Origin of the sequence: Roseibaca sp. Y0-43, from assembly GCF_020667835.1 — a bacterium.
Lineage (GTDB): Bacteria > Pseudomonadota > Alphaproteobacteria > Rhodobacterales > Rhodobacteraceae > Roseinatronobacter.
Genome location: NZ_JAFMPR010000005.1, coordinates 139,757 through 160,995, shown reverse-complemented (window position 1 = coordinate 160,995; position 21,239 = coordinate 139,757). Strand labels below are relative to the sequence as shown.

The 21,239-nt window shown below is 65.0% G+C and carries 24 protein-coding genes and 1 tRNA gene; 13 read left to right on the top strand and 12 right to left on the bottom strand.

The genetic code is table 11. From position 1 onward, the window contains the following. The first annotated feature begins 58 nt into the window (after nt 1–58). Nucleotides 59–562 carry an SH3 domain-containing protein gene (locus tag J1C52_RS08145; protein ID WP_227427436.1) on the top strand — a complete coding sequence of 168 codons (504 nt, stop codon included), beginning with the start codon at nt 59–61 and terminating at the stop codon, nt 560–562. A gap of 79 nt (nt 563–641) precedes the next feature. Here the strand turns inward: J1C52_RS08145 and J1C52_RS08140 are convergent, their stop codons facing one another. The 4 genes from J1C52_RS08140 to J1C52_RS08125 all read right to left on the bottom strand — a co-directional run bounded on the left by J1C52_RS08140 (nt 642) and on the right by J1C52_RS08125 (nt 4,127). Next, complete coding sequence (locus J1C52_RS08140; protein WP_227427435.1) at nt 642–818, bottom strand: hypothetical protein; 177 nt, start codon at nt 816–818, stop codon at nt 642–644. After that, nucleotides 815–1,933 (bottom strand): YeeE/YedE family protein, encoded by a 1,119-nt coding sequence (locus tag J1C52_RS08135; protein WP_227427434.1) that lies wholly within the window; start codon nt 1,931–1,933, stop codon nt 815–817. Before J1C52_RS08135 ends, J1C52_RS08140 begins: the two co-directional genes overlap by 4 nt. 82 nt (nt 1,934–2,015) lie before the next feature. Continuing rightward, entirely contained in the window at nt 2,016–2,948 is a 933-nt protein-coding gene (locus J1C52_RS08130) for a sulfurtransferase (RefSeq protein ID WP_227427433.1), read from the bottom strand. Between the two features lie 261 nt (nt 2,949–3,209). After that, the gene (locus tag J1C52_RS08125; protein ID WP_227427432.1) at nt 3,210–4,127 is read right to left on the bottom strand and encodes a DMT family transporter; all 918 of its coding nucleotides are present in this window, start codon (nt 4,125–4,127) and stop codon (nt 3,210–3,212) included. 123 nt (nt 4,128–4,250) lie between these two features. On the opposite strand from J1C52_RS08125, the gene J1C52_RS08120 reads away from it, so the two are divergent. The 4 genes from J1C52_RS08120 to J1C52_RS08105 all read left to right on the top strand — a co-directional run bounded on the left by J1C52_RS08120 (nt 4,251) and on the right by J1C52_RS08105 (nt 6,860). Beyond that, nucleotides 4,251–5,033 (top strand): SseB family protein, encoded by a 783-nt coding sequence (locus tag J1C52_RS08120; protein ID WP_227427431.1) that lies wholly within the window; start codon nt 4,251–4,253, stop codon nt 5,031–5,033. A 157-nt stretch (nt 5,034–5,190) separates the two neighbouring features. Then, complete coding sequence (rplM, locus tag J1C52_RS08115; protein WP_227427430.1) at nt 5,191–5,652, top strand: 50S ribosomal protein L13; 462 nt, start codon at nt 5,191–5,193, stop codon at nt 5,650–5,652. 2 nt (nt 5,653–5,654) lie between these two features. Further along, a complete protein-coding gene (gene rpsI, locus J1C52_RS08110) occupies nt 5,655–6,149 on the top strand; it encodes a 30S ribosomal protein S9 (protein ID WP_227427429.1) in 495 nt (164 codons plus the stop codon). A gap of 75 nt (nt 6,150–6,224) precedes the next feature. Then, nucleotides 6,225–6,860: a CatB-related O-acetyltransferase gene (locus J1C52_RS08105; RefSeq protein ID WP_227427428.1), complete on the top strand. Its 636-nt coding sequence runs from the start codon at nt 6,225–6,227 to the stop codon at nt 6,858–6,860. A 79-nt stretch (nt 6,861–6,939) separates the two neighbouring features. Here the strand turns inward: J1C52_RS08105 and rpsU are convergent, their stop codons facing one another. After that, on the bottom strand, nt 6,940–7,146 hold the full coding sequence (gene rpsU, locus J1C52_RS08100; RefSeq protein ID WP_071470372.1) for a 30S ribosomal protein S21: 207 nt from the start codon (nt 7,144–7,146) through the stop codon (nt 6,940–6,942). Between the two features lie 109 nt (nt 7,147–7,255). Between rpsU and J1C52_RS08095 the strand changes: the two genes are divergently transcribed. The 3 genes from J1C52_RS08095 to J1C52_RS08085 all read left to right on the top strand — a co-directional run bounded on the left by J1C52_RS08095 (nt 7,256) and on the right by J1C52_RS08085 (nt 9,981). Continuing rightward, nucleotides 7,256–7,945 (top strand): COQ9 family protein, encoded by a 690-nt coding sequence (locus J1C52_RS08095; RefSeq protein WP_227427427.1) that lies wholly within the window; start codon nt 7,256–7,258, stop codon nt 7,943–7,945. 59 nt (nt 7,946–8,004) lie between these two features. Next, the gene (locus tag J1C52_RS08090; RefSeq protein WP_227427426.1) at nt 8,005–8,904 is read left to right on the top strand and encodes a branched-chain amino acid aminotransferase; all 900 of its coding nucleotides are present in this window, start codon (nt 8,005–8,007) and stop codon (nt 8,902–8,904) included. Between the two features lie 87 nt (nt 8,905–8,991). Beyond that, entirely contained in the window at nt 8,992–9,981 is a 990-nt protein-coding gene (locus J1C52_RS08085) for an NAD(P)H-quinone oxidoreductase (RefSeq protein WP_227427577.1), read from the top strand. 42 nt (nt 9,982–10,023) lie between these two features. Here J1C52_RS08085 and J1C52_RS08080 read toward each other — a convergent pair whose 3' ends face one another. Continuing rightward, the gene (locus J1C52_RS08080) at nt 10,024–11,034 is read right to left on the bottom strand and encodes an extracellular solute-binding protein (RefSeq protein WP_227427425.1); all 1,011 of its coding nucleotides are present in this window, start codon (nt 11,032–11,034) and stop codon (nt 10,024–10,026) included. A gap of 194 nt (nt 11,035–11,228) precedes the next feature. On the opposite strand from J1C52_RS08080, the gene J1C52_RS08075 reads away from it, so the two are divergent. Then, entirely contained in the window at nt 11,229–12,887 is a 1,659-nt protein-coding gene (locus J1C52_RS08075; RefSeq protein ID WP_227427424.1) for an ABC transporter permease, read from the top strand. A 168-nt stretch (nt 12,888–13,055) separates the two neighbouring features. On the opposite strand, the gene J1C52_RS08070 is transcribed toward J1C52_RS08075, so the two are convergent. From J1C52_RS08070 to J1C52_RS08060, 3 genes are all read right to left on the bottom strand, one after another. Then, nucleotides 13,056–14,237: a M24 family metallopeptidase gene (locus tag J1C52_RS08070; protein ID WP_227427423.1), complete on the bottom strand. Its 1,182-nt coding sequence runs from the start codon at nt 14,235–14,237 to the stop codon at nt 13,056–13,058. Nucleotides 14,238–14,295: 58 nt separating this feature from the next. Beyond that, a complete protein-coding gene (locus J1C52_RS08065) occupies nt 14,296–15,672 on the bottom strand; it encodes an aminotransferase (protein ID WP_227427422.1) in 1,377 nt (458 codons plus the stop codon). A 67-nt stretch (nt 15,673–15,739) separates the two neighbouring features. After that, the gene (locus tag J1C52_RS08060; protein WP_227427421.1) at nt 15,740–15,976 is read right to left on the bottom strand and encodes a hypothetical protein; all 237 of its coding nucleotides are present in this window, start codon (nt 15,974–15,976) and stop codon (nt 15,740–15,742) included. Nucleotides 15,977–16,103: 127 nt separating this feature from the next. Between J1C52_RS08060 and J1C52_RS08055 the strand changes: the two genes are divergently transcribed. Next, entirely contained in the window at nt 16,104–17,285 is a 1,182-nt protein-coding gene (locus J1C52_RS08055) for an RSP_2647 family RNA methyltransferase (protein ID WP_227427420.1), read from the top strand. After that, nucleotides 17,285–17,821 carry an RSP_2648 family PIN domain-containing protein gene (locus J1C52_RS08050; protein ID WP_227427419.1) on the top strand — a complete coding sequence of 179 codons (537 nt, stop codon included), beginning with the start codon at nt 17,285–17,287 and terminating at the stop codon, nt 17,819–17,821. Before J1C52_RS08055 ends, J1C52_RS08050 begins: the two co-directional genes overlap by 1 nt. 180 nt (nt 17,822–18,001) lie before the next feature. Here the strand turns inward: J1C52_RS08050 and J1C52_RS08045 are convergent, their stop codons facing one another. Next, nucleotides 18,002–18,793: a sulfite exporter TauE/SafE family protein gene (locus J1C52_RS08045; protein ID WP_227427576.1), complete on the bottom strand. Its 792-nt coding sequence runs from the start codon at nt 18,791–18,793 to the stop codon at nt 18,002–18,004. Nucleotides 18,794–18,819: 26 nt separating this feature from the next. Further along, nucleotides 18,820–19,245, bottom strand: coding sequence for a SufE family protein (locus J1C52_RS08040; RefSeq protein WP_227427418.1), 426 nt, complete (start codon nt 19,243–19,245; stop codon nt 18,820–18,822). 133 nt (nt 19,246–19,378) lie between these two features. Here J1C52_RS08040 and J1C52_RS08035 point away from each other — a divergent pair, with 133 nt between their 5' ends. Beyond that, nucleotides 19,379–19,846 carry a hypothetical protein gene (locus J1C52_RS08035; RefSeq protein ID WP_227427417.1) on the top strand — a complete coding sequence of 156 codons (468 nt, stop codon included), beginning with the start codon at nt 19,379–19,381 and terminating at the stop codon, nt 19,844–19,846. On the opposite strand, the gene rnd is transcribed toward J1C52_RS08035, so the two are convergent. Further along, entirely contained in the window at nt 19,843–21,009 is a 1,167-nt protein-coding gene (rnd, locus tag J1C52_RS08030) for a ribonuclease D (protein ID WP_227427575.1), read from the bottom strand. The two genes, J1C52_RS08035 and rnd, sit on opposite strands and share 4 nt — an antisense overlap. Nucleotides 21,010–21,127: 118 nt before the next feature. On the opposite strand from rnd, the gene J1C52_RS08025 reads away from it, so the two are divergent. After that, nucleotides 21,128–21,204: transfer RNA gene (locus J1C52_RS08025), tRNA-Pro, on the top strand. Nucleotides 21,205–21,239: the final 35 nt, after the last annotated feature.

Sequence of the window (21,239 nt, the reverse complement as noted above, 5' to 3'; positions counted from 1 at the left end):
CCGAGCAGGCAGCAGTTTTTCAACAAGGCTCGTCGATCGAACGACGAGGAGCAGGCACATGAACACCTCTATTTGTCGCGCCATGGTGGCCGCCGCAGCACTTTTTGCAAGCGTGCTGGCCGCCCATGCGCAAGAGCGGGGGCCGGTCACGAATTTGCCCCTGCCGCGCTATGTCTCGTTGAAGGCGAACGAAGCGAATGCCCGGCGCGGGCCGGACACCTCGCACCGGATAGACTGGGTTTATCAGCGCCGCGACCTGCCGCTGCGTGTGACCGCAGAGTTCGAGCATTGGCGCCGGGTCGAGGATATGGACGGGCAGGGCGGCTGGATGCATTACGCGCTTTTGTCGGGCGTTCGCACCGCGCTTGTGTCTCAAGACATGACGCAGTTGCGCGCGCGCCCTTCGGCAGAGGCGCGCGAATTGGCCCTGCTGGAGCGCGGGGTCATCGGCACCTTGCGCCATTGCGACCCGGATTGGTGCGAGATCAGCTTCGACGACCTGAGTGGCTGGGTGCCGAAATCCGCGCTTTGGGGCGTCGCCCCGGACGAGGTGATCGACTGACGCTTGCGCTTGGCGGTAGCACTCAGACTGGTCAGGCCATGTGCCCGACCAGCCCGCCGCGATGGTTTCACGCCAGTCGCTATTGCGCGGTGCAATGTGCGCCGCTTGGTGCCTGACCGGACCCAAGCGCCAGCGCCGGGGGCGCTGTGAACAGGTCAGGCGCGCCGCTTTGGGCCAGATCGACCGCCAAGATCAGGCCAAGAGCCGCGAGCGCCAGCAGGCCGACCACGGGGCGGGGCAGGGCAGGCAGGGTCATGCGAAAGCTCCTTTCGGTTGAGGTGCCGCGCGCAAAACATGGGGGCGCAGCTTCAGCCCGAGCGTGGACCCGGCAAAGGCCGCGGCCAGCCACACCCAGCCATGCAGCGATCCGGTCGATATGCCGCTGAAGAAGGCACCCACGTTGCACCCGAACGCCATGCGTGCCGAATAGCCCAGCACCAGCCCCGCCAGAAGCACCAGCGCGTAGCTGCGGGCTGTCAGCGGCGTTGCGGGTGCACCGGGGTCAGCCCGCCAGCGCATGACTGCGAAAGCGCCGATCAACAGCCCGATATTGGTCAGCGACGTGACATCGGTCAGGATGGACGCGCCCAGCCGCTCGGCATTGCCCGGATTGGCCCAAAACGCGCTGGCGGCCACATCCACCCCGCCCGCTTGCGCCAGTTTCGCGCCCCACAGGCCCAACCCGTAGACGATGCCCCAAGGCTGGCCCGCCACCACAAGATTGGCCAGCGCCAGTGCCGCGATCAGCGCCGCCGCCCACCACAGCCGCGCGGGTGGCAGGCGCTTGCCGGGGCTTGCGCGCCAGATGACCAAAGCGGCCAGCGCGGCCAGACCCGCCAGCGTGACGATCAAGCCGCCATTCGCCCCGAACAGCCCTTGCAGCGACAGGACCGGCAGGCTGGCCAGCCCCGTCCACCAGCCAAGGTGCAGGCTGCCCAGAAAGCTGCCGCCGATGAAGCCCGCAAGCGCGATCAGCCCGACAAGATTGCCAGAGCCTGCATTGACCAGCGTGCCCGACCCGCAACCCATGACAAGCTGCATCGCCGCGCCAAAGACAAAGGCGCCCAAGATCATGCCAAGGCCGACGGGGGCATGGGCCGGTGACAGCTCGCCTCCATTGGCGGCCAAGAGCGGGAAGGCTATGCTGGCGACCAGCCCGATGGCCAGAAGCTGTGCCAGCAGCCCGCGCCCGTCGCGCTCGACCACGATCAGCCGCCACGGCCCGGCAAAGCCGAAGCGCAGCCCCTCCAGCACTAGCCCGAAGCCGATGCCGATGGCCATCAGAAGCCCCGCGCGCGGGCCGGCCATGGCCAGCGCGAAAACAAGGGCTGACAGGATCAGGAAGGTGACGAATGCACGACGCGACAGCATGGCGGGCCTTTCCAAGGATGACCCGGCGCTGCCATCGGGGGCAGGCCGGGGATTTCGAGTATTTGGGGCAAGGTGACAGGGATTAGAAAATCTCTGCGACCCATTTCTTCGTCGCAAGCCACATGTATTCCGCGCGGCCCGGCTCGTTATCCAGCGGGTGGCCGTGGATGGTGTATTCGGCCATGCTTTCAGCATAGAGCCGGGTATTCGGGATTTCAGCCAATTCGCTGAGCGCGAACCAGTTCAGCGCGGCCCAATGCCCGGTATTGCAGAAGGACACGGTGATGGGCGCGTCTTGCAGACCCTGCGCCTGAGCGATCTCGCGGGCGCGCTCGGGGCTGACCATCAGCCCATCCTCGAAAAACGCCGAGAATTGCAGGTTTTCCGCCCCGCGAATGGTGCCGGGGCGGGCGATGGACCAGGCGATGCCCTGGAAGAACCCTTCCGGGCGGCTGTCGAGCAGCTTCGCCTCGCCGCTCTCGACCAAGGCGGTGACTTCGCTGGTCGGGATATACCAGTCGTCGCGCCATTCGGCGTAGAAATCGGATTCGGTCGGTGTGACCTCTCCCGTGGCGGTCGGCAAGCCTGCCTTGGCCCAAGCCTGATAGCCGCCGTTCAGAAGCGCCAGATCTTCGACGCCCAAGGATTTCAACGTCCAGTATACACGCGCGGCGGCCCCCATGTCGGTCGGGCTTGCGCCGTCATGGACAATGACGGTCGGGCGCTCTGCGGTCACGCCTACGCGCACGGCTTCGGATTCGTATTCCAGTTCGGGCAGCACCGCGCCGGGATTGGTCGGGCCCGCGCGCCAACTCTCGTAGGGCGAGAAGACGGCACCCGGAATATGGCCCGCCGCGAAATCGCCGGTCACGCGGATGATGTGGATGTCGTCGCCGCGCTCGATCAGCGCCGACAGCTCGGCGGGGGAGAGAAGCGGTTTCCACCCATCCGGCGCGGCAAGGGCCAGCGTGGGCAGGGCGGCGAGTGTCAGGGTCAGGGCGGTTTTGCGCAGCATGATGCGGCCTCCGTCAGGGTGGGGTGGCGCGTGCCACCGGGGAAAGTGTCGTGTGTCTGGACAGGCAGCTAGCCCCGGTTTTCCAAGCCTGCAAGGGATCGGCCGGCGCGGACCGGGTTACGCGCGCGGCGGATATTTCCCACGAACCCAAGGGCGCGAAACGCCCGTTTCGGGTGGGGCGGTGGGCGTAGGACGCTGTCGTGATGCCTGCGTCTGCGCGGCAATCCTGACCTTATTCGCAGGCGTGTCGGGCTTTGCCCCTTACCGGCCCGCTTGTCCGGATTTGGCCAGTCGCGATTCGCGCCACGCGATCAGCAGCCCCGCCCCGATGACCAGCCCCGCCCCTGTCAGCACCTGGGGGCTTGGCACTTCGTCGAACAGGAAAAAACCAAGCGCGGTGGCAAAGAGAAGCTGCGCATACCAGAAGGGCGCCAGCGCAGAGGCATCGGCATAGCGGTAGCTGGCGGTCATCATCAACTGCCCGACGCCCCCCAACAGCCCCGAGGCCACGAGCAGAAGGGCCGTGTCACGATCGGGCCAGACCCAGCCGAAAGGGGCGGTCAGCAGGCCCATGAAGCTGGCGGTCAGCGCGAAATAGAAGACGATGGCGGGTGTGCTTTCATATTGCACCATCCGGCGCAGCAGGATCTTGACCAAGGCCGCCGCCGTGGCCGACCCAAGTGCCGCCAATGCGCCGATCCGGGCCAAGCCCTCTGGGTCGCCCTGCAAGGTCAGACGGGGCCAGACCACGATCAGAACGCCCGCCAGCCCCAAAGCGACCGCGCCCCAGCGCACAAGCCGGACACGTTCGCCGAGGATGATGACGGCAAAGACCAGCGTGACGACGGGGGCGGAAAAGCCGATGGTCGTCACCTCTGGCAAGGGCAGCAGCGACAGCGCGAGGAAGTTCAGCGACAGCGCCACCGTGCCAAGCGCGTCGCGCAGCAGGTGCAGCTTTGGGCGCGCCATGCGCAGCCCGTCCGATAGCGGCCCTTGTGCCGCGATCCAGCCCAGGATCAACGGAAGCGAAAACGCCGCGCGCGCAAAAACCGCTTGGCCCGTGGGCACCGTCGCGGTCGCGGCCTTGACGCAGGCCGCCATGCAGACCAACACGAAGAGCGCGCTGATATTCAGCGCGATGCCGGTCAGGGGCTTGGCGGTTCGGCCGCGGGTCAGCATGGGCTGTGCCTGTGTTGCTTCACATGTGCAATAGGGCGGTGCGGCGCTGAATGCAATCGTGCCACCTTGCCATTCGGGCCGGTGGCTTCTAGCCATGGGCTCACGCATTGACAGGGGGTCGCCATGACCGAAACACCGCTTGATCTGGCCTTTGCCGCGACAGAGGCCGCGCCCGACGACATTCCCACGCGCCTGCGCTATTACGCGCGGCTGACAGAGGGCGAGTTGTTTCTTCTGCTGGAGCGAGAGGGCAAGGGTGACACGCTGGACCCCAAGGTGTTTGATCTGGAAGACGGCCCGATCGTGCTGGCCTTCGACCGCGAGGACCGGCTGACAGAGTTCACAGGGATGCCCGCGCCCTATGCCGCCCTTCCGGGCCGCGTGGTGGTCGAGATGCTGGCGGGCAGCGATATGGGGCTGGGGCTGAACCTTGGGGTCGCGCCCTCGGCCCGGGTGTTCCCGCCCGAAATACTGGCATGGCTGGCCGAAACCCTGTCCGAGCGGCCCGAAGAGCTGGAAAACCGTGTCGCGGCGTTTCATGCTCCGCGCGGCCTGCCCGAAGCCGTGTTAACCGCGCTCGATGCGCGGCTGGCCCGGATGGAGGGGTTGGCCGCGCTCGCCTATCTGGTCGGCACCGAATACGAGGGCGGGCAGCGCGGGCATATGCTGGCCTTTGTCGATGCCGCGCCGGGTGCGGAAAGCGCCTTGGCCCGTGCGGTGCAGGGCGCGCTGGGTTTTTCGGGCATCGAGGCGGGGCAGCTGGATGTGACCTTCTTGGCGGCAAATGACACCCGCGCGGCAGAGCTTGCGCGCCTGGGCCTGCGCTTTGACCTGCCGCAACCCGCGAAACCTGTCGAGGTGAAAGCACCGGGGCTGGACCCGGACGCGCCGCCCAAGCTGCGTTGAGGCGGAAAAACGTGGGGTACTATAATACCTAATTTTTAACCAACTGATTTGTATACAAAAATCGGAATACACACCCCTTGACGGTTCCGCGAATATGCGTAGAAGACATCCAGCGCCCCGAAAGGGGTCTGAATTGTTCTCTCTCAAGGGTCACACCATGAAAACCTTCTCTGCCACTCCGGCGGATATCGAGAAGAAATGGATCCTGATCGACGCCGAGGGCGTCGTTCTGGGCCGTCTTGCCTCGATCATCGCCATGCGTCTGCGCGGCAAGCACAAGCCGTCTTTCACCCCCCATATGGACATGGGCGACAATGTCATCGTCATCAACGCCGACAAGGTGCAGCTGACGGGCAACAAGCGCGCCAAGCCGAACTACTGGCACACTGGCCATCCGGGCGGGATCAAGTCGCGCACCACGGGCCAGATCCTCGAAGGTCGCTTCCCCGAGCGCGTGCTGATGCAGGCCGTCAAGCGTATGCTGCCCGGCGGCCCGCTGTCGCGCCAGCAGATGACCCATCTGCGCGTCTATGCCGGCACCGAGCATCCGCATGAAGCCCAGCAACCCGAAGTTCTGGATGTCAAATCCATGAACACCAAGAACACGCGGAGCGCATGACCATGAGCGACGATCTCAAGACACTGGACGATCTGAAATCGGTCGTCACCCCCGCCGCAGAGGCCGCGCCCGCCCGCGAACCCGTTCGTGACGAGCTGGGCCGTTCCTACGCAACCGGCAAGCGCAAGGACGCGGTCGCCCGCGTCTGGATCAAGCCGGGTTCCGGCAAGATCCTGGTGCGCGATGCCAAGGGTCAGTATATCGACTACACCAAGTATTTCGCACGCCCCGTGCTGCAGATGATCCTGCGCCAGCCCTTCCAGGTTGCCGGTGTTGTCGACCAGTTCGACGTGATGGCAACGGTTGCCGGCGGTGGTCTGTCCGGTCAGGCTGGCGCCGTGAAGCACGGCATCTCGAAAGCGTTGCAGCTTTACGATCCGGCGCTGCGCCCGGCGCTGAAAGCGGCAGGTTTCCTGACCCGCGACAGCCGCGTCGTGGAACGCAAGAAGTTCGGCCGCGCGAAAGCCCGCCGCAGCTTCCAGTTCTCGAAGCGTTAATCGTTTCGACAAGATCAGACTACGAAACGCCCGGCCCGCTTGGTCCGGGCGTTTTGCGATCAAGGGCTTGCTGCGATGCGATTGTTTGGCAAGAAAATCCGGCTGCGCCGAAAGGCACTGAAACGTGGCGACCCGTCGCGCGTGCTGACCTACCAAGTCGGCCGCTCGCCCGTCAGCATCGGGCGGTTCACCTATGGGCACGAGTATATCACCGTCAAGCAATGGGGCGAGGGGGCCGCGTTGCGGGTGGGGGCGTTCTGCTCGATTTCCGACAATATCGTCATCATGCTGGGCGGCAATCACCGCACCGACTGGATTACGACCTTTCCGTTCGGCCATGTGTTCGAAGAGGCGCTTGGCCCCGACCGCCCAAAGGGGCATCCCGCCACGAAGGGCGACGTGGTCATCGGCAACGATGTCTGGATCGGGCGCAACACGACCATCCTGTCGGGCGTGACGGTGGGCGATGGGGCCGTGATCGCGGCCAATTCGACCGTGGCCAAGGATATTGGCCCCTACGAGATATGGGGCGGCAACCCGGCCCGGCTGATCCGCCGCCGCTTTGATGACCAGACCATCGCGGCGCTGCTGGACTTGCGCTGGTGGGACTGGGACCTGGACCGTATCCGCGCCGCCGTGCCCGTCTTGTCGGGTGCCCCCACGCCGGACGCTTTGCGCGCGCTGCACAAGGATGACACGCGCAGCCCGTGAAAAAACCCCCGCAGGCCAAGCCTTCGGGGGTTTCGTCACTCGTGGCAGGGCAGAAGCCCCGCCTCGGTTCTGTCGAACCTCAGAGCCCGTTCTCGCGCTGCGCCTTCTTGCGCGCCAGTTTGCGCGCACGGCGGATCGCTTCAGCCTTTTCACGGGCTTTCTTCTCGGACGGCTTCTCGAAATGCTGCTTGAGCTTCATTTCGCGAAACACACCTTCACGCTGGAGTTTCTTCTTCAGCGCACGAAGAGCCTGATCGACATTGTTGTCACGAACCGATACCTGCATGTGGTTTTCACCACCTTTCCAAGTTAGAGTTGCATAAATTGCAGGAAGCGGTCGCATAGCAGACACATGGCGCTATGTCCAGCCGTATGACCAGATTGGAGGATGTTCCATGAGCGATCTGACCGACAAACTTCTGGATGCCGCGCTGATCCATGTGCCCTTTGACGGCTGGGGCGATGCCGCCTTGCGCGCCGCCGCCGCCGATTGCGGGGTAGATATGGCCGCCGCGCGCGCGGTCTTTCCGCGCGGGGGCGTAGATATGGCGCTGGCCTATCACGCGCGGGGCGATGCGGCCATGCTGCGTGCGCTGGCCGATCACGACCTGTCGCAACTGCGTATTCGCGACCGCATCGCGCTGGCCGTGCGCCTGCGGCTTGAAGCCGCAGAGGATCGTGAGCTGGTGCGCCGGGGCACGACGCTTTTCGCGCTGCCGCTATACGCCGCTGACGGCGCGCGCGCGATCTGGGGCACCGCCGATGCGATCTGGACCGCGCTGGGCGACACGGCCACCGACTATAACTGGTATACCAAGCGCGCCACGCTGGCGGGGGTCTATTCGGCCACGGTCCTGTTCTGGTTGGGCGATGAGAGCGAAGGCGCGGCGGCGACATGGGCCTTTCTTGACCGCCGCATCGACGGTGTGATGCAGATCGAACGGGTGAAAGGTGCGATGCGCAAGAACCCGGTTCTGAAAACGGTCTTTGCAGGGCCGAGCGCGCTTTTGTCCTGCATCAAGGCGCCCACGGGCCGCGCGCGCAGCGACCTGCCGGGCTACATGCCCCGCAAAGCCGAGGGTTGACGCAAGACCATTTGCGCCGCAGGTTGCGCTGACCTGAAAAACAAGACGGGACAGGCGCAATGGCGGTCGGCAAGGAAATCCTCACCTGGTATGAAGGCGCGTGGCACGAGGGGAGCGCGCCCATCATCACGGCGTCGGACCACGCGGCGTGGCTGGGCAGCACGGTTTTCGACGGTGCCCGCCAGTTCGAGGGCGTGCGCCCCGATCTGGACCTGCATTCGGCCCGCATCATTCGCTCTGCCGAAGCAATGGGGATGATCCCGCCCGTCGATGCCGCGACGGTGCAAGGCCTGATGGAAGAGGGCTGCGCGCGTTTCGGAGTGGACCGCGTTTTGTATCTGCGCCCGATGATGTGGTCGCGCGATTCTGCCCCCGGAATCATTGACGTGGTGCCGGAAAATACCGGGTTTTCCATCTGTATCGAAGCGCTCGACATGCCCGCGCCGGGGGGCTTTTCGCTGACGGTTTCGCCCTTCTGCCGCCCGCGCCCCGACATGGCGGTGACAGAGGCCAAGGCCGGCGCGCTTTACGCCAACAATGCCCGCATCATGGCCGATGCCCGCAAGCGCGGCTTTTCCAACGCGCTGTCGCTGGATGTGGAGGGATTCGTGGCCGAGACCGCCTCGACCAACGTGTTCATGGTGCGCGACGGGGTCGTGTTCACGCCGGTGCCAAATGGCATGTTCCTGAATGGGATCACGCGCCAGCGGATCATCGGGCTGTTGCGCGCCGATGGGGTCGAGGTGATCGAGGCCAGCCTGACGCTGGAGGATTTCGAGAGCGCCGAAGAGATTTTCGTGACGGGCAATATCGCCAAGGTCATGCCCGTCGCCCGCTACAAGGACCGCGACATGGGCGCGCCGCGCATGGGGCAGCGCGCGCGCGATCTGTATTGGGATTATGCGCTGTCGGGGGGCGAGACGGTGGAAGCGGTTCGCAAGAGCGCCGGGGCGCTTTAAGGGGCTTTGCCCCTCTGGTCCCTGCGGGACCATTCACCCCAGGATATTTGGGCAAGGATGAATGAACGGGAGGGAGCAGGGATGGATCTGCCACATACGATGCGCGCGATTGAAATAGCCAAGCCCGGCGGGCCAGAGGTGTTGCGCGAGGTGGAGCGCCCCGTGCCTGTGCCCGGTGCGGGCCAAGTGGTGGTGCGCATGGCCTATGCGGGCGTGAACCGCCCCGATGCGTTGCAGCGCGCGGGCGCCTATGATCCGCCGCCGGGCGCAAGCGATCTGCCGGGGCTGGAGGGCGCGGGCACGATTGCCGCCGTGGGCGCGGGGGTGGCGCGCTGGAAAGTGGGCGACCGGGTCTGTGCGCTGTTTCCCGGCGGCTCTTACGCAGGCCATGCCGCGACCGATGCCGGGCAGGTGCTGCCGGTGCCCAAGGGCATGAGCCTGCGCGAGGCCGCGTGCCTGCCCGAGACGTTTTTCACCGTCTGGTCGAACGTGTTCATGCGCGGCGGTTTGCAGGCGGGCGAGCGGTTCCTGGTACATGGCGGGTCATCCGGGATCGGGACGACCGCCATTCAACTGGCCAATGCCTTTGGCGCGCGGGTCTTTGCGACCGCGGGCTCTGCCGAGAAGTGCAAGGCCTGCACCGATCTGGGGGCCGAGCGCGCGATCAATTACCGGGACGAGGATTTCGTGTCGGTCCTGCGCGATCTGGGCGGCGCGAACCTGATTCTGGACATGGTGGGCGGCGATTACCTGCCGCGCAACCTGAAAGCCTTGGCCGAAGATGGGCGGCTGGTGCAGATCGCGTTCTTGCAAGGCCCGAAAGTGGCGGTGAATTTCGCGCCGCTGATGGTGCGGCGTCTGACCATCACCGGGTCCACCTTGCGGCCCCAATCCGATGCTGCGAAAGCCGCGATCGCGGCAGAGCTGGAAGAAAAGGTCTGGCCCATGATCGCCGCCGGGCGTTTGGCCCCGGTCATGGACAGCGAGTTTCCCTTGGCCGATGCGGCTGGCGCCCATGCGCGGATGGAAAGCTCGGAGCATATCGGCAAGATCGTTCTAGCGATCGAGCCGGAGTAAGGAAAAGGGCCGGTCCCACGACCGGCCCTTCGCGTGTCTGGCTTATGGCATACCGGCGCGGTCGTAGACTGCCGTGGCAGCCGCAGCATTGGTGCCGTAGACCGAGACATTCACATCGCTGATCTTGAAATCGGTGAAAGCGCCGATGGGGCCGTCGATGGTCACGCCCTCGACGATCGGGAATTCGTTATTCCCGTCGGCCAGCGTTTTCTGCGCCTCGTCGGATACGAGGTATTCAAGGAAGGCGACGCCGTTTTCCGGGTTCGGCGCATTCACCAGAACGCCCGCGCCCGAGATGTTCACATGCGTGCCGCGATTGTCCTGGTTGGGGTAGATGAAGGCCAGCTTGTCGGCCACGGCCACATCTTCCGGGTTGGACGAGGATTTCAGCCGCCCCCAGTAATAGGTGTTCGACACGGCGAGCTGGCATTCGCCAGCCGCCAGCGCACGCAACTGGTCGGTGTCGCCGCCTTGCGGATCGCGGGCGAGGTTCTCGGTCACGCCTGCGGCCCAAGCCTCTGCGGCCTCTTCGCCGAGCGCGTCGATCAATTCGGCCATCAGCGACACGTTGTAGATATTCGACGAGGTGCGGATGCAGATCGAGTTGTCCAGCTCGGGATTGGCGAGGTCTTCGTAATCGGCCACGCCGTCGGGCAGGCCCGCGTCGATATTGTAGAAGATGACCCGCGCGCGGCTGGTCAGGCCAAACCACAGATTGTCGGGGTGCTGGCTTTTCTCGGGGACGCGGGTTTCAAGGATCTCGCTGTCGACAGGCTGGAACAGGCCCGCTTCGACCGCGCGGTGCAGGCGGCCGCCATCGACCGTGATGAACACATCGGCGGGGCTGTTGGCCCCTTCGGCTTGCAGGCGTGCCAGAAGCTCGTCTTCCGAACCTTCGATGATATTGACCTGAATGCCGGTCTGTTCGGTGAACGTGTCGAACAGTTGCAGGTCGGTATCGTAGTGGCGGGCAGAGTAGATATTCACTTCGTTTGCCATGACCGGCATGGCAACGGCGAGCGCGGCAACTGAAACGGTTGCAAGACGCACCATGGGATGTCTCCTTTTCATATGGTCCTCGCCTAGGGCGCTGGTCCCCGCGCCCATTCGGTTGACTGTTTTTGTCGGAATTTGCCGACTGGGCGCAACCTAGACCCAAGTCAGATACATGACAAGAATAATCGGAAATATTCCCAAGTTTTTTATTTGGTATTTCGGATTGCCCGAAAACGCGCTACATGCGGGCCATGGCAGAGCTTGATATTCCCCGCGCTTTCGGCAAACGCCGCCCCCGCCTGACGGTCTGGACCGTGCTGGCGGTGATTGTGGCGGCCATCGTGTTCCTGCCCATTGCCACGGTGCTGACGCGGGTGTTCCTGCCCTCTGACGGGGTGTGGCCGCACCTGATGGACACGGTGCTGCCCGGCTATATCCGCAACTCGCTTCTGCTGTTGGTCGGCGTGCCCAGTCTTGCGATCATGATCGGTGTGGTCACGGGGTGGCTGGTCGCCGCGTTCGAATTTCCGGGGCGGCGTGTGTTCGAATGGGGGCTGATGCTGCCCTTGGCCATGCCCAGCTACGTGATCGCCTATGTCTATTACGACCGGCTCAGTTCATGGGGCCCGATCCAGAGCAGCTTGCGCGACTGGTTCGGCTGGCAGGTGGGCGATTACTGGTTCCCGCAAGTCGCCTCTGTTCCCGGCGCGATCGTGCTGTTGTCGTTGGTGCTATACCCATACGTCTACCTGTTGTCGCGCGCGGCCTTCATGGGCCAATCGCAACACCTGATGGATACCGCGCGCGCGCTGGGCCATACGCGGATGCAGGCCTTTATTCGCGTGGCGCTGCCGATGGCGTGGCCCGCTGTCGCGGCTGGCGCGGCCTTTGTCGCCATGGAGACATTGGCCGAATATGGCGCCGTGGTGCATCTGGGTGTGCAAACCCTGACCACGGGCATTTTCCGCACATGGTTTGCGCGTGGCGCGCCGGTTGCTGCGGCGCAGCTTTCGGCGGTGCTGCTCTGCCTTGTGGCGGCGCTATTTTATGTCGAGCATTTGATCCGTGGGCGCAGACGCTTCGCGGGCGATAGCGGCGGGCGGGCATCCAGCCTGAAGCGCGTTCCCTTGCGGGGCGGGGCGGCGAGCTTGGCCGCACTTGCCTGCGGCCTGCCGGTGCTTCTGGGCTTCCTGTTTCCGGCCTCGGAACTTCTGCGGCTTGCGATCATCGCGGGCGACCCGATGTGGGGGCCGCGCTTCTATGCCTTCGTGCGCAACAGTCTGACCATGGCGGGGGGTGCCGCGGTGCTGCTGGTTGGCATTTCGCTGTTCTTGGCCTATGCGCGCCGGTTGCATGGCGGGCCGGTGGTCAATCTGGCCATTCAGGCAGCAAGCCTTGGCTATGCCATTCCCGGCGCGGTCATCGCCGTGGGTATCCTGATCCCGATGGCCGCGTTCGACAACACGCTCGACGCGGCGATGCGCGCGACATTCGGCATCTCGACCGGGCTGTTGCTGACGGGCACGATTGCGGCGCTGATGTTTGCCTATGTGGTGCGCTACCTTGCCGTGGCGCTGAAAACCACCGAAGCGGCCTTTACCCGCATTCCCCGCAGCATGGATGACGCCGCGCGCAATCTGGGAGTGGGCACCGCCGGATTGCTGGCGCGGGTGCATATCCCGCTGTTGCGCCGGGGGATGCTGACGGCGGCGATCTTCGTCTTTGCCGATGTTATGAAGGAACTCCCCGCCACGCTGATCGTGCGGCCCTTCAATTTCGATACGCTCGCGATCCGTGTCTACCGGCTGGCCAGCGACGGGCGGCTGGAAGAGGCATCGACCTCGGCCCTGATGATCGTTGCCGTTGGCATTTTGCCGGTCATCATCCTCAGCCGGGCGATGAACCGCTAGGCCGGTCCATCTTTCCGCAAATACGCTGGTTGCAACGCGCGCCACAGGCACCCCGCACGCCAAAGGCAGGGGCATAGCCAGATGTCCGGCCCTGCGCCAGCAGGGCCAAATCGTGGCCTGTGGGGCGGGGGCGGGCGTAGCCCGTCCCGGCCCCAAAGGGCGCATCCCTTATTTCACGAAGATCTCGCGCGGGGTGGTGCACAGCAATTCCGGCCCGTGTTCGGTAATCAGAACCGGCTCGGTAATCTCCAAGCCGCCGTCCTCCAGCCAAAGCGCGGGCATGAAATGCATCACCATCCCTGGTTTCAGCTCTGTCATGTCGCCCCGGCGCAGCGACAGGGTGCGCTCGCCCCAGTCGGGCGGGTAGCTCAGGCCGATGGAATAGCCACAGCGATTATCCTTCTCGAAGCCGCGCTTGTTCAGAGCCGCGTTGAAGGCGTTCGCCACATCCTCGGCGCGCGCGCCGGGGTAGCATTGCGCAAGCCCCGCTTCGGTCGCTTCCAGCACGGCTTCCTCGGCATGGCGATACAGATCTGGCACCGCCCCGAAAAACAGCGTGCGCGATTGCGGGCAATGGTAGCGGCGATGGACGCCCGCGATCTCGAAAAAGGTCGATTCGCCCGCGCGCATGGGGCGGTCGTCCCATGTCAAATGGGCGGCCGTCGCATCGAGGCCCGAGGGGGCCATGGGCACGATGGCCGGGTAATCGCCCCATTGCCCATCCGCCCCTTCGATGCCTGCGCGGGTGATTTCGGCCACCAGCATGTTCTTGGGCATTCCGGGTTCGGCCACGTCCAGGATGACCTTGTGCATCCGCTCCACGATCCGTGCCGCGCGCCGGATATACAGAAGTTCGGATTCCGATTTCACCAGCCGCTGCCAGTTTACAAGGCCCGTTGCGTCCTCGAATCGTGCCTCGTGCAGATGGTTCACCAGCGTCTGATGCGCGGCGGCGGAATAGTAGTAGTTGTCCATCTCGACCCCGATCCAGCCGGTATTCCAGCCGCGATCCACGATCAGCGCCGCCAGCGCCTCCATCGTGTGTTTCTGGGGGTTTTGAACATAGGTGTCGTCATAGGGCACCACGCTGTCGGGGCTGCGCATGAACACCGTGCGCGCGGCCCCCGGCCCGTCAATGCCGCGACCCCACCAAACCGGTTCGCCCTCCATCGGCAAGAGCACGGCTTGGTGCACATAAAAGGACCAGCCGTCATAGCCAGAGATCCAGTTCATGTTCGACGGGTCCGAGATAATCATCAAGTCCAGCCCGCGTTTCTCCATCTCGGCGCGGGTGCGGGCGATCCGGGCTTCATACTCGGCATCGGTGAAATTCGGGTTCGTTGTGGTCATGCTGCCTGTCCGGGACAAGAAAAACCCCGGCGCGGGTGGGCGCCGGGGCAGGGTGGTGTCAAAGCTGGCCGGTGACGTCTTCGAGCGCCTGCGCGGTTGCATCGGCGATCACGTCCACCTCGGCGGGGGTGATGCACAGGGGCGGCGCGAAGCCGATGATCTCGCCCTGCGGCATGGCGCGGGCGATAACACCGCGCTTGGCCATCGCGCCAACGACCTGGGCCGTGATCTTGTCAGCAGCATCGAAATCGGTGCCCGCATCCGGGTCGCGCTGCAATTCAACAGCCGCCATCAGACCTTCGCCGCGCACATCGCCCACGAAACGGTGGCTGCCCAAGCGCTCACGCAGCGCGTTCTGGAAATACGCCCCTGTCTCGCGCGCGTTTTGCACCAGCCCCAGCTCGTCCACCAGTTTCAGGTTGGCGACCCCGGCGGCGGCACCAATGGGGTGGGCCGAATAGGTCCAGCCATGGCCGAAGGGGCCGAACTTGTCGGTGCCTTCCTCCAGCACGGCAAAGACGCCATCGCTGACAATGCTGCCCGAGAGCGGCGCATAGGCAGAGGTCAGACCCTTGGCGATGGTGATGATGTCGGGCGTGATCCCGTAATGGGTGGACCCCATCATCGTGCCCAAGCGGCCAAAGCCCGTGACGACCTCATCCGTTATCAGCAGGATGTCGTGCTTTTTCAGGATCGGCTGGATCGCCTCCCAATAGCCGGCGGGCGGGGGGACGATTCCGCCGGTGCCGAGGATCGGCTCGCCGATAAAGGCACCGATGCTGTCCGCGCCTTCGCGGTCGATCAGCGCTTCCAGCTCTGCCGCGCAATGGGCGACAAATTCAGCTTCCGACATGTCGCGGCGCGGGCGGCGGAAGTAATAGGGCGCTTCGGTATGGACAACTTCGGCCATCGGCAGGCCGAATTTCGCATGAAACGGCGTCAGCCCTGTCAGCGAGCCGGTAATCAGCCCCGACCCGTGATAGCCGCGCCAGCGCGAGATGATCTTACGCTTTTCCGGGCGGCCTTTGACGTTCCAGTAATACCAGACCAGTTTGACGTTGGTCTCATTCGCATCCGACCCCGACAGGCCGAAATAGACGCGGTTCATGTGCGCAGGCGCGCGTTCGGCCACCATATGCGCGAGCCGGATCGAGGCTTCGGTGCCATGCCCGACATAGGAATGGTAATAGGCCAGCTCATGCGCCTGTTTCGCGATGGCTTCGGCGATCTCGGTGCGGCCGTAACCCACATTCACGCAATACAGCCCCGCGAAGGCGTCCAGCATCCGGTTGCCGTCACGGTCGGTGATATGCACGCCCTCGCCACCCGTCACGATCCGGGTGGGGCTTTCCCCGCGCGCGTGCTGCGCGAAATGGGTCGAGGCGTGCAGGAAATGCGCGCGGTCCCATTGGTCAAGCTGGTCATTGGTCAGCATCTGCTTTCCTTTCTTGCCCGTGTTGCGGGCAGGTCTGGTCTGAAAAGGCGGCGATGGCGCAGAGGGCTTAATCCTTGCGCGCCAGCCGGTAGCTTCCTTCGGGCAGGTTCAAAGCGGCGGCCAGATCGCGCAATTGCGACAGCGACAGCATGACGACCTGTTCGGTCTCTGTCTGCGGGTCGAATTGCACAACGCTCACCCGGTCCTCGGTCGCGCGGATGATGATATCCTCGCGCAGGTCGGGCTTCCCCTCGTCGACAAGGGTGATGACGGTTGCGTCGAAATCATGCTCGATGGTAAACATGGGCAAAGCGTAGCCGAGTGCCGGCGGTATTGAAAGGGGGGCGCGGCCCTTTCCCCGGAGCGATAAAGCCGCTATGGGCTGCGACAGAGCCATGTGCACCGACCCCGCCCAAAAAGAAGGCCATCCCATGCCCACCATCCGCCTGTTGCCCAAGGCCGAAGCCCGCGCCATTCGTCATGGGTTCCCTTGGGTTTTCGCTAATGAGGTGGTTCTGGACCGCCGCACCCGCGCGATTGCGCCGGGAACTTTCGCCCGGCTGGAGGACAACGCGGGCCGCGCGCTGGGGCTGGTCACGGTCAACCCCGCGTCCAAGATCATCGGGCGGATGATGGACCGCAATCCGGATGCGCAGATCGACCAGTCTTGGATCGCCGCGAAGATCGCTCATGCCCTGGCGCTGCGCGCGCAGCTTTACGACGCCCCCTATTACCGCCTGATCCATGCCGAGGCCGACGGCCTTCCCGGTGTCGTCATCGACCGTTTTGGCGATGTGGCCGTGATCCAGCCTAATGCCGCATGGGCAGAGGGGAATTTCGACCTGCTCGCCGATGCGCTGGCAGAGGTGACGGGGGTGGCCACCATCATCCGTAACGGATCGGGGCGCGCGCGCAGTCTGGAAGGGCTGCCAGAGGTGACGGAACTGGCACGCGGCGTGGTGGATGGCCCGGTGCCCGTGCCGATGAATGGCGCGACCTACATGGCCGATGTGTTGGGCGGGCAAAAGACCGGGCTGTTCTTTGACCAGCGCCCGAACCATGCGTTCGCGGCAAAGCTTGCCAAGGGCGGAACGGTGCTGGACGTGTTCACCCATGTCGGCGGGTTCGCCTTGGCCGCGCTGGCGGGCGGGGCCACGCAAGCGCTGGCGGTGGACAGTTCCGCCCCCGCGCTGGAATTGGCGCAGGCCGGGGCCAAGGCCAGCGGCGTGGCGGAGCGGTTCGAGACGTTGCAGGGCGATGCCTTCGACATGCTGCAAAAGCTGGCCGATGAGGGACGCCGCTTTGACACGGTCATCTGTGACCCGCCCGCCTTCGCGCCGAACAAGCCCGCGCTGGAAGCGGGGCTGCGCGCCTATGAAAAACTCGCGCGGGCCGCTGCGCCCTTGGTGGCACCGGGCGGCTATCTGGGCCTGTGTTCCTGTTCACACGCGGCAGACCTGACCAGCTTTCGCAACGCCAGTGCGCGCGGCATTGGCCGTGCAGGGCGGCGCGGGGCGATCTTGCACACGGGCTATGCGGGGCCGGACCATCCGCAACTGCCGCAACTGGCCGAATCGGGCTATCTGAAAGCCGTCTTCTTCCGGCTGGATTGATGCGGCTGGTTCTGGATGCCTGCGTGCTTTACCCCACCGTCTTGCGTGAAATCCTGATCGGGGTGGCGCAGGCGGGGGGCTATGTGCCCCTGTGGTCGGCGCGCATTCTGGCGGAATGGCAGATCGCGGCCACGCGGCTGGGGGCGGAAGGGGCGGCCATCGCCTCGGGCGAGATCGCGGGCTTGCGCGCGGATTGGCCCGAGGCCGAGGTGCCCGCCGACCCGGACCTTGAGGCGCGCCTGTCGCTGCCGGACCCGGCGGATGCGCATGTCCTGGCCGCCGCGATCACCGGCGGGGCGGATGGGGTCGTCACGCTCAACCTGCGCGATTTTCCCCGCAATCGTCTGGAAGGGTTGCGCGCGCTGTCGCCCGACGATCTGCTGATGGATCTGTGGCTGGCGGACGGCGCGCGGGTCGAAGCCGTGGTCGCAAAAGTGCAGGCCCGCACCGAGCGCATTTCGGGCCGTGACCAACCGCTGCGCCCGCTGTTGAAACGGGCGAAACTGCCGCGCCTGGGCAAGGCGCTGGACGGGTAAGGCTGGCACAGCGCCATCGGCGGGCCGGGGACTGCCGAACCAACGTATGATCTACGGCGCTTTATAGCAGCCAAATCCGAAAGACATCAGATCGACGCGCTCGCCTAAGCCAATCGGCAGGCCGCGGGACGGCCCGCCGATGGCGCGGCGGGCTTCGCCCTTGTTCCGCACCAGAGGTTCCTAGAACCCCAACGCCTTGCGCAGCATGTTCAGCGCCATGACCATGATGAACACCGCGAAAATACGGCGCAGCAGTTTGGGGTCCATTGCATGGGCCATGCGTGCGCCCAGCGGGGCTGTCAGAAACGGCATGGCGACCGCAAGCGCAAAGGCGGGCAGGTTGACCGCGCCAATGCTGTAGGGCGGCGCGCTCTCGACCGGGACCAGCATGAAAGCCAGCACCGACGGCAGCGCGATAATCAGCCCAAAGCCCGAGGCCGTGCCCACCGCGCGGTGAATGGCCACGCCGTGCAATGTCATCAGCGGCACGCCGAATGACCCGCCGCCAATGCCCATCAGCACCGACAAAAGCCCGATCATGGGACCGATGACAAGTTTCTTGATGCCCTTGGGCATGGCGCTGCCCAACTGCCAGTCTTTGCGGCCAAAGCCGAAATAGAGGCCGATGAACACCCCCACCACACCGAAGATGCCCTGCAACACCACAGAGCGCAGGGATGCGGCCACCAGAACGCCCAGCACCGCGCCGCCACCGATGAACAGCGCCCAGCCGCGCAGGATGGACCAATCGACCGCGCCCTTGGCGTGGTGGCTTTGCATTGACCGGATCGAGGTGGTGATGATCGTGGCCAGCGACGTGGCAAGGCAGACCTGCATCAACTGCTCGCTGCCATATCCGAGCGCGGTGAAGGCGTAGAAGAACGCGGGCACCAGCACGATCCCGCCGCCCACACCCAACAGCCCGGCCACCAGCCCCGCAAAGGCGCCGATGACCAGGAGCAGCCCGGCCATCTCGGCCAAGAGCACGGGGTCGGTGCTCACGCGGCGGCCTCTGCGGCGGTGGCGCGGATGCGTGTGACCATGGCGCGCAACCCGTTCGAACGCTGCGACGACAGATGTTGATCCAGCCCGAGGCGCGCCAATTCGGCAGGCGCGTCGATGCGGCCCACCTCGGCCACGCTTTGGCCTGCATAAAGCGCGTGCAGCACCGCGATCAGCCCTTGCACGATCATCGCATCGCTTGCGCCCACGAAATCGAACTTCGCCGATGGCCCGCTGCCGTCGATCATGGGTTGGATCCAGACCTGGCTGGCGCAACCCTCGACCTTGGTGGCGGGGGTTTTTAGCGCGTCATCCATGGCGGGCAGGGCGCGCCCCATTTCGATCACATGGCGGTAGCGGTCTTCCCATGCGTCTAGAAACTCGAATGTTTCGACGATGTCTTCGAATGCCGGGCTGGCCATGGTCGTCCCCCATCTGGTTTCGCGCACAGAGGTAAAGCGCCCCTTGTGCAAGGTCCAGCCCGTGAGAGCACTTTTCAACGCGGCATATTTGCGCTAACCCGAAACCCAGCTGCGACAGATAAGGACCGATCCCATGCAAAAGCCTGCCCTTGCCGCCCTTGCGATGGTGCTTGTCCTTGGTGCCTGTGGTGGAAGCGGATGGTCCCGGCTGAACCCGATGAACTGGTTCAGCAACGACACGGTCGAAACCTTGGCCCCGGCCAATGGCTGGGACACCAGCATCGACCGCCGCGCGCTGGTGCCGGTGGTGCGGGACATGGAAGTGCTGCGCGTGCCCGAGGGCGCGATCCTGCGCGCGACCGGCGTGACCGCGACCCAAGGCTGGTGGGATGTCGAACTGCGCCCGATCAATGACGGCGACCCGGTCGATGGCGCGCTGATCTACGAATTCGTGCTGGCCGCCCCGCGCGGCGCAACCGGAACCGGGACGGAACAGTCGCGCACGGTCTCGGCCGCGGTGAAGCTGACGAATTACGATCTTGCCGGTGTGCGCCGCATCGTGGTGCGCGGTGCGCAGAACGCCCAGAGCGTGCGCCGCTAAAGCGCGATCACCTCGACCCGTTCGCCCTTGACGGCAAGCGCCAGTTCGCCGTTGCACAGGCGCAGCGCGTCGCGGCCAAAGACCTCTGCGCGCCAGCCTTTCAGCGCGGGTGCCTCTCGCAGGCCCGCCGCCAACCCGTCCAGATCGGCGCTCGACGCGATGAGCTTCGCGGCCACGCCTTCGTTGTCGGATTTCGCTTTCAGCAGAACGCGCAGCAGATCGGCCAGCGCCGGGTTGACCTGAAGGTTATCGCGCCCGGCGCTTTGGCGGGGCTGCTGGTCTGCCGGGCAGTCCAGCCCGCGCGCCACGGCGGCCAGAATCCCCTCGGCAATCTCGCCGCGCCGTGCCTCTCGCAACAGCAGGCGGGTGCGGCCCAGATCGTCCAAGCTACGCGGTTTGGCCGCGCATAGCTCTAGCAAGGCGTCATCCTTGAAGACGCGTCCGCGCGGGATGTTGCGCTCTTGCGCATAGGCCTCGCGGAAGCTGGCCAATTCGCGCAGCACGGCCAGGAATTTGCCGGAATCGTTGCGCGTCTTGACGCGTTTCCACGCATCTTCGGGGCGGATGATATAGGTTTCCGGGTCCAGCAGGATCGCCAGTTCCTCGTCCAGCCACGGCGCGCGGCCGGATTTGTCCAGCGTCGCCTTCAGCTTTTCATAGATCACGCGCAGATGCGTCACATCCGCCAGCGCGTATTTCGCCTGCGCGTCCGACAGCGGGCGGCGCGACCAATCGGTGAAGCGCGAGGATTTGTCGATATTCGCCTTTGCCAGCTTGCGCGCAAGCGTTTCATAGCCCACCTGATCGCCAAAGCCGCAAACCATGGCCGCGACCTGCGTGTCAAACAGGGGGCGGGGCAGGGTGCCGCCTTCGATGCAGAAGATCTCCAGATCCTGCCGGGCCGCGTGCAGCACCTTGACCACGCGCTCGTCGCGCATCAGCGCGTAGAAGGGCGCAAGGTCCAAACCCTCTGCCAGCGGGTCCACCAGCACCGCGGGCCCGCTTGTCGGCCCATCCGCGCCCGGTAGCGCCATCTGCAACAGGCAAAGCTTCGCGTAATAGGTCCGCTCGCGCAGAAATTCGGTGTCGATGGTGACATAGGGGCTGGCAGCCGCCTGCGCGCAAAAGGCCGCAAGCGCGTCTGTCGTGGTGATCAGCGGGATGGAACTGTCTTTGCTCATGAGGCAGAGCCATAGGCAAATTCCATGGGCTTGGAAAGCGTTTCTTGGGCAAAGCCCCCTTGCCAAGCCCCGCGCGCGGTCGTATACGCCGCGACACGGTCGGAGTGTAGCTCAGCCTGGTAGAGCACTGTCTTCGGGAGGCAGGGGCCGGAGGTTCGAATCCTCTCACTCCGACCATTTTTCACGACATGAGTGTCCCCTGTCCCGGCGCT

Bases quoted from the DNA above. Each gene is read 5' to 3' on its own strand.
- J1C52_RS08145 (WP_227427436.1), top strand. From the start codon at position 59: ATGAACACCTCTATTTGTCGCGCCATGGTGGCCGCCGCAGCACTTTTT.
- J1C52_RS08140 (WP_227427435.1), bottom strand. From the start codon at position 818: ATGACCCTGCCTGCCCTGCCCCGCCCCGTGGTCGGCCTGCTGGCGCTC.
- J1C52_RS08135 (WP_227427434.1), bottom strand. From the start codon at position 1,933: ATGCTGTCGCGTCGTGCATTCGTCACCTTCCTGATCCTGTCAGCCCTT.
- J1C52_RS08130 (WP_227427433.1), bottom strand. From the start codon at position 2,948: ATGCTGCGCAAAACCGCCCTGACCCTGACACTCGCCGCCCTGCCCACG.
- J1C52_RS08125 (WP_227427432.1), bottom strand. From the start codon at position 4,127: ATGCTGACCCGCGGCCGAACCGCCAAGCCCCTGACCGGCATCGCGCTG.
- J1C52_RS08120 (WP_227427431.1), top strand. From the start codon at position 4,251: ATGACCGAAACACCGCTTGATCTGGCCTTTGCCGCGACAGAGGCCGCG.
- rplM (WP_227427430.1), top strand. From the start codon at position 5,191: ATGAAAACCTTCTCTGCCACTCCGGCGGATATCGAGAAGAAATGGATC.
- rpsI (WP_227427429.1), top strand. From the start codon at position 5,655: ATGAGCGACGATCTCAAGACACTGGACGATCTGAAATCGGTCGTCACC.
- J1C52_RS08105 (WP_227427428.1), top strand. From the start codon at position 6,225: ATGCGATTGTTTGGCAAGAAAATCCGGCTGCGCCGAAAGGCACTGAAA.
- rpsU (WP_071470372.1), bottom strand. From the start codon at position 7,146: ATGCAGGTATCGGTTCGTGACAACAATGTCGATCAGGCTCTTCGTGCG.
- J1C52_RS08095 (WP_227427427.1), top strand. From the start codon at position 7,256: ATGAGCGATCTGACCGACAAACTTCTGGATGCCGCGCTGATCCATGTG.
- J1C52_RS08090 (WP_227427426.1), top strand. From the start codon at position 8,005: ATGGCGGTCGGCAAGGAAATCCTCACCTGGTATGAAGGCGCGTGGCAC.
- J1C52_RS08080 (WP_227427425.1), bottom strand. From the start codon at position 11,034: ATGGTGCGTCTTGCAACCGTTTCAGTTGCCGCGCTCGCCGTTGCCATG.
- J1C52_RS08075 (WP_227427424.1), top strand. From the start codon at position 11,229: ATGGCAGAGCTTGATATTCCCCGCGCTTTCGGCAAACGCCGCCCCCGC.
- J1C52_RS08070 (WP_227427423.1), bottom strand. From the start codon at position 14,237: ATGACCACAACGAACCCGAATTTCACCGATGCCGAGTATGAAGCCCGG.
- J1C52_RS08065 (WP_227427422.1), bottom strand. From the start codon at position 15,672: ATGCTGACCAATGACCAGCTTGACCAATGGGACCGCGCGCATTTCCTG.
- J1C52_RS08060 (WP_227427421.1), bottom strand. From the start codon at position 15,976: ATGTTTACCATCGAGCATGATTTCGACGCAACCGTCATCACCCTTGTC.
- J1C52_RS08055 (WP_227427420.1), top strand. From the start codon at position 16,104: ATGCCCACCATCCGCCTGTTGCCCAAGGCCGAAGCCCGCGCCATTCGT.
- J1C52_RS08050 (WP_227427419.1), top strand. From the start codon at position 17,285: ATGCGGCTGGTTCTGGATGCCTGCGTGCTTTACCCCACCGTCTTGCGT.
- J1C52_RS08045 (WP_227427576.1), bottom strand. From the start codon at position 18,793: ATGGCCGGGCTGCTCCTGGTCATCGGCGCCTTTGCGGGGCTGGTGGCC.
- J1C52_RS08040 (WP_227427418.1), bottom strand. From the start codon at position 19,245: ATGGCCAGCCCGGCATTCGAAGACATCGTCGAAACATTCGAGTTTCTA.
- J1C52_RS08035 (WP_227427417.1), top strand. From the start codon at position 19,379: ATGCAAAAGCCTGCCCTTGCCGCCCTTGCGATGGTGCTTGTCCTTGGT.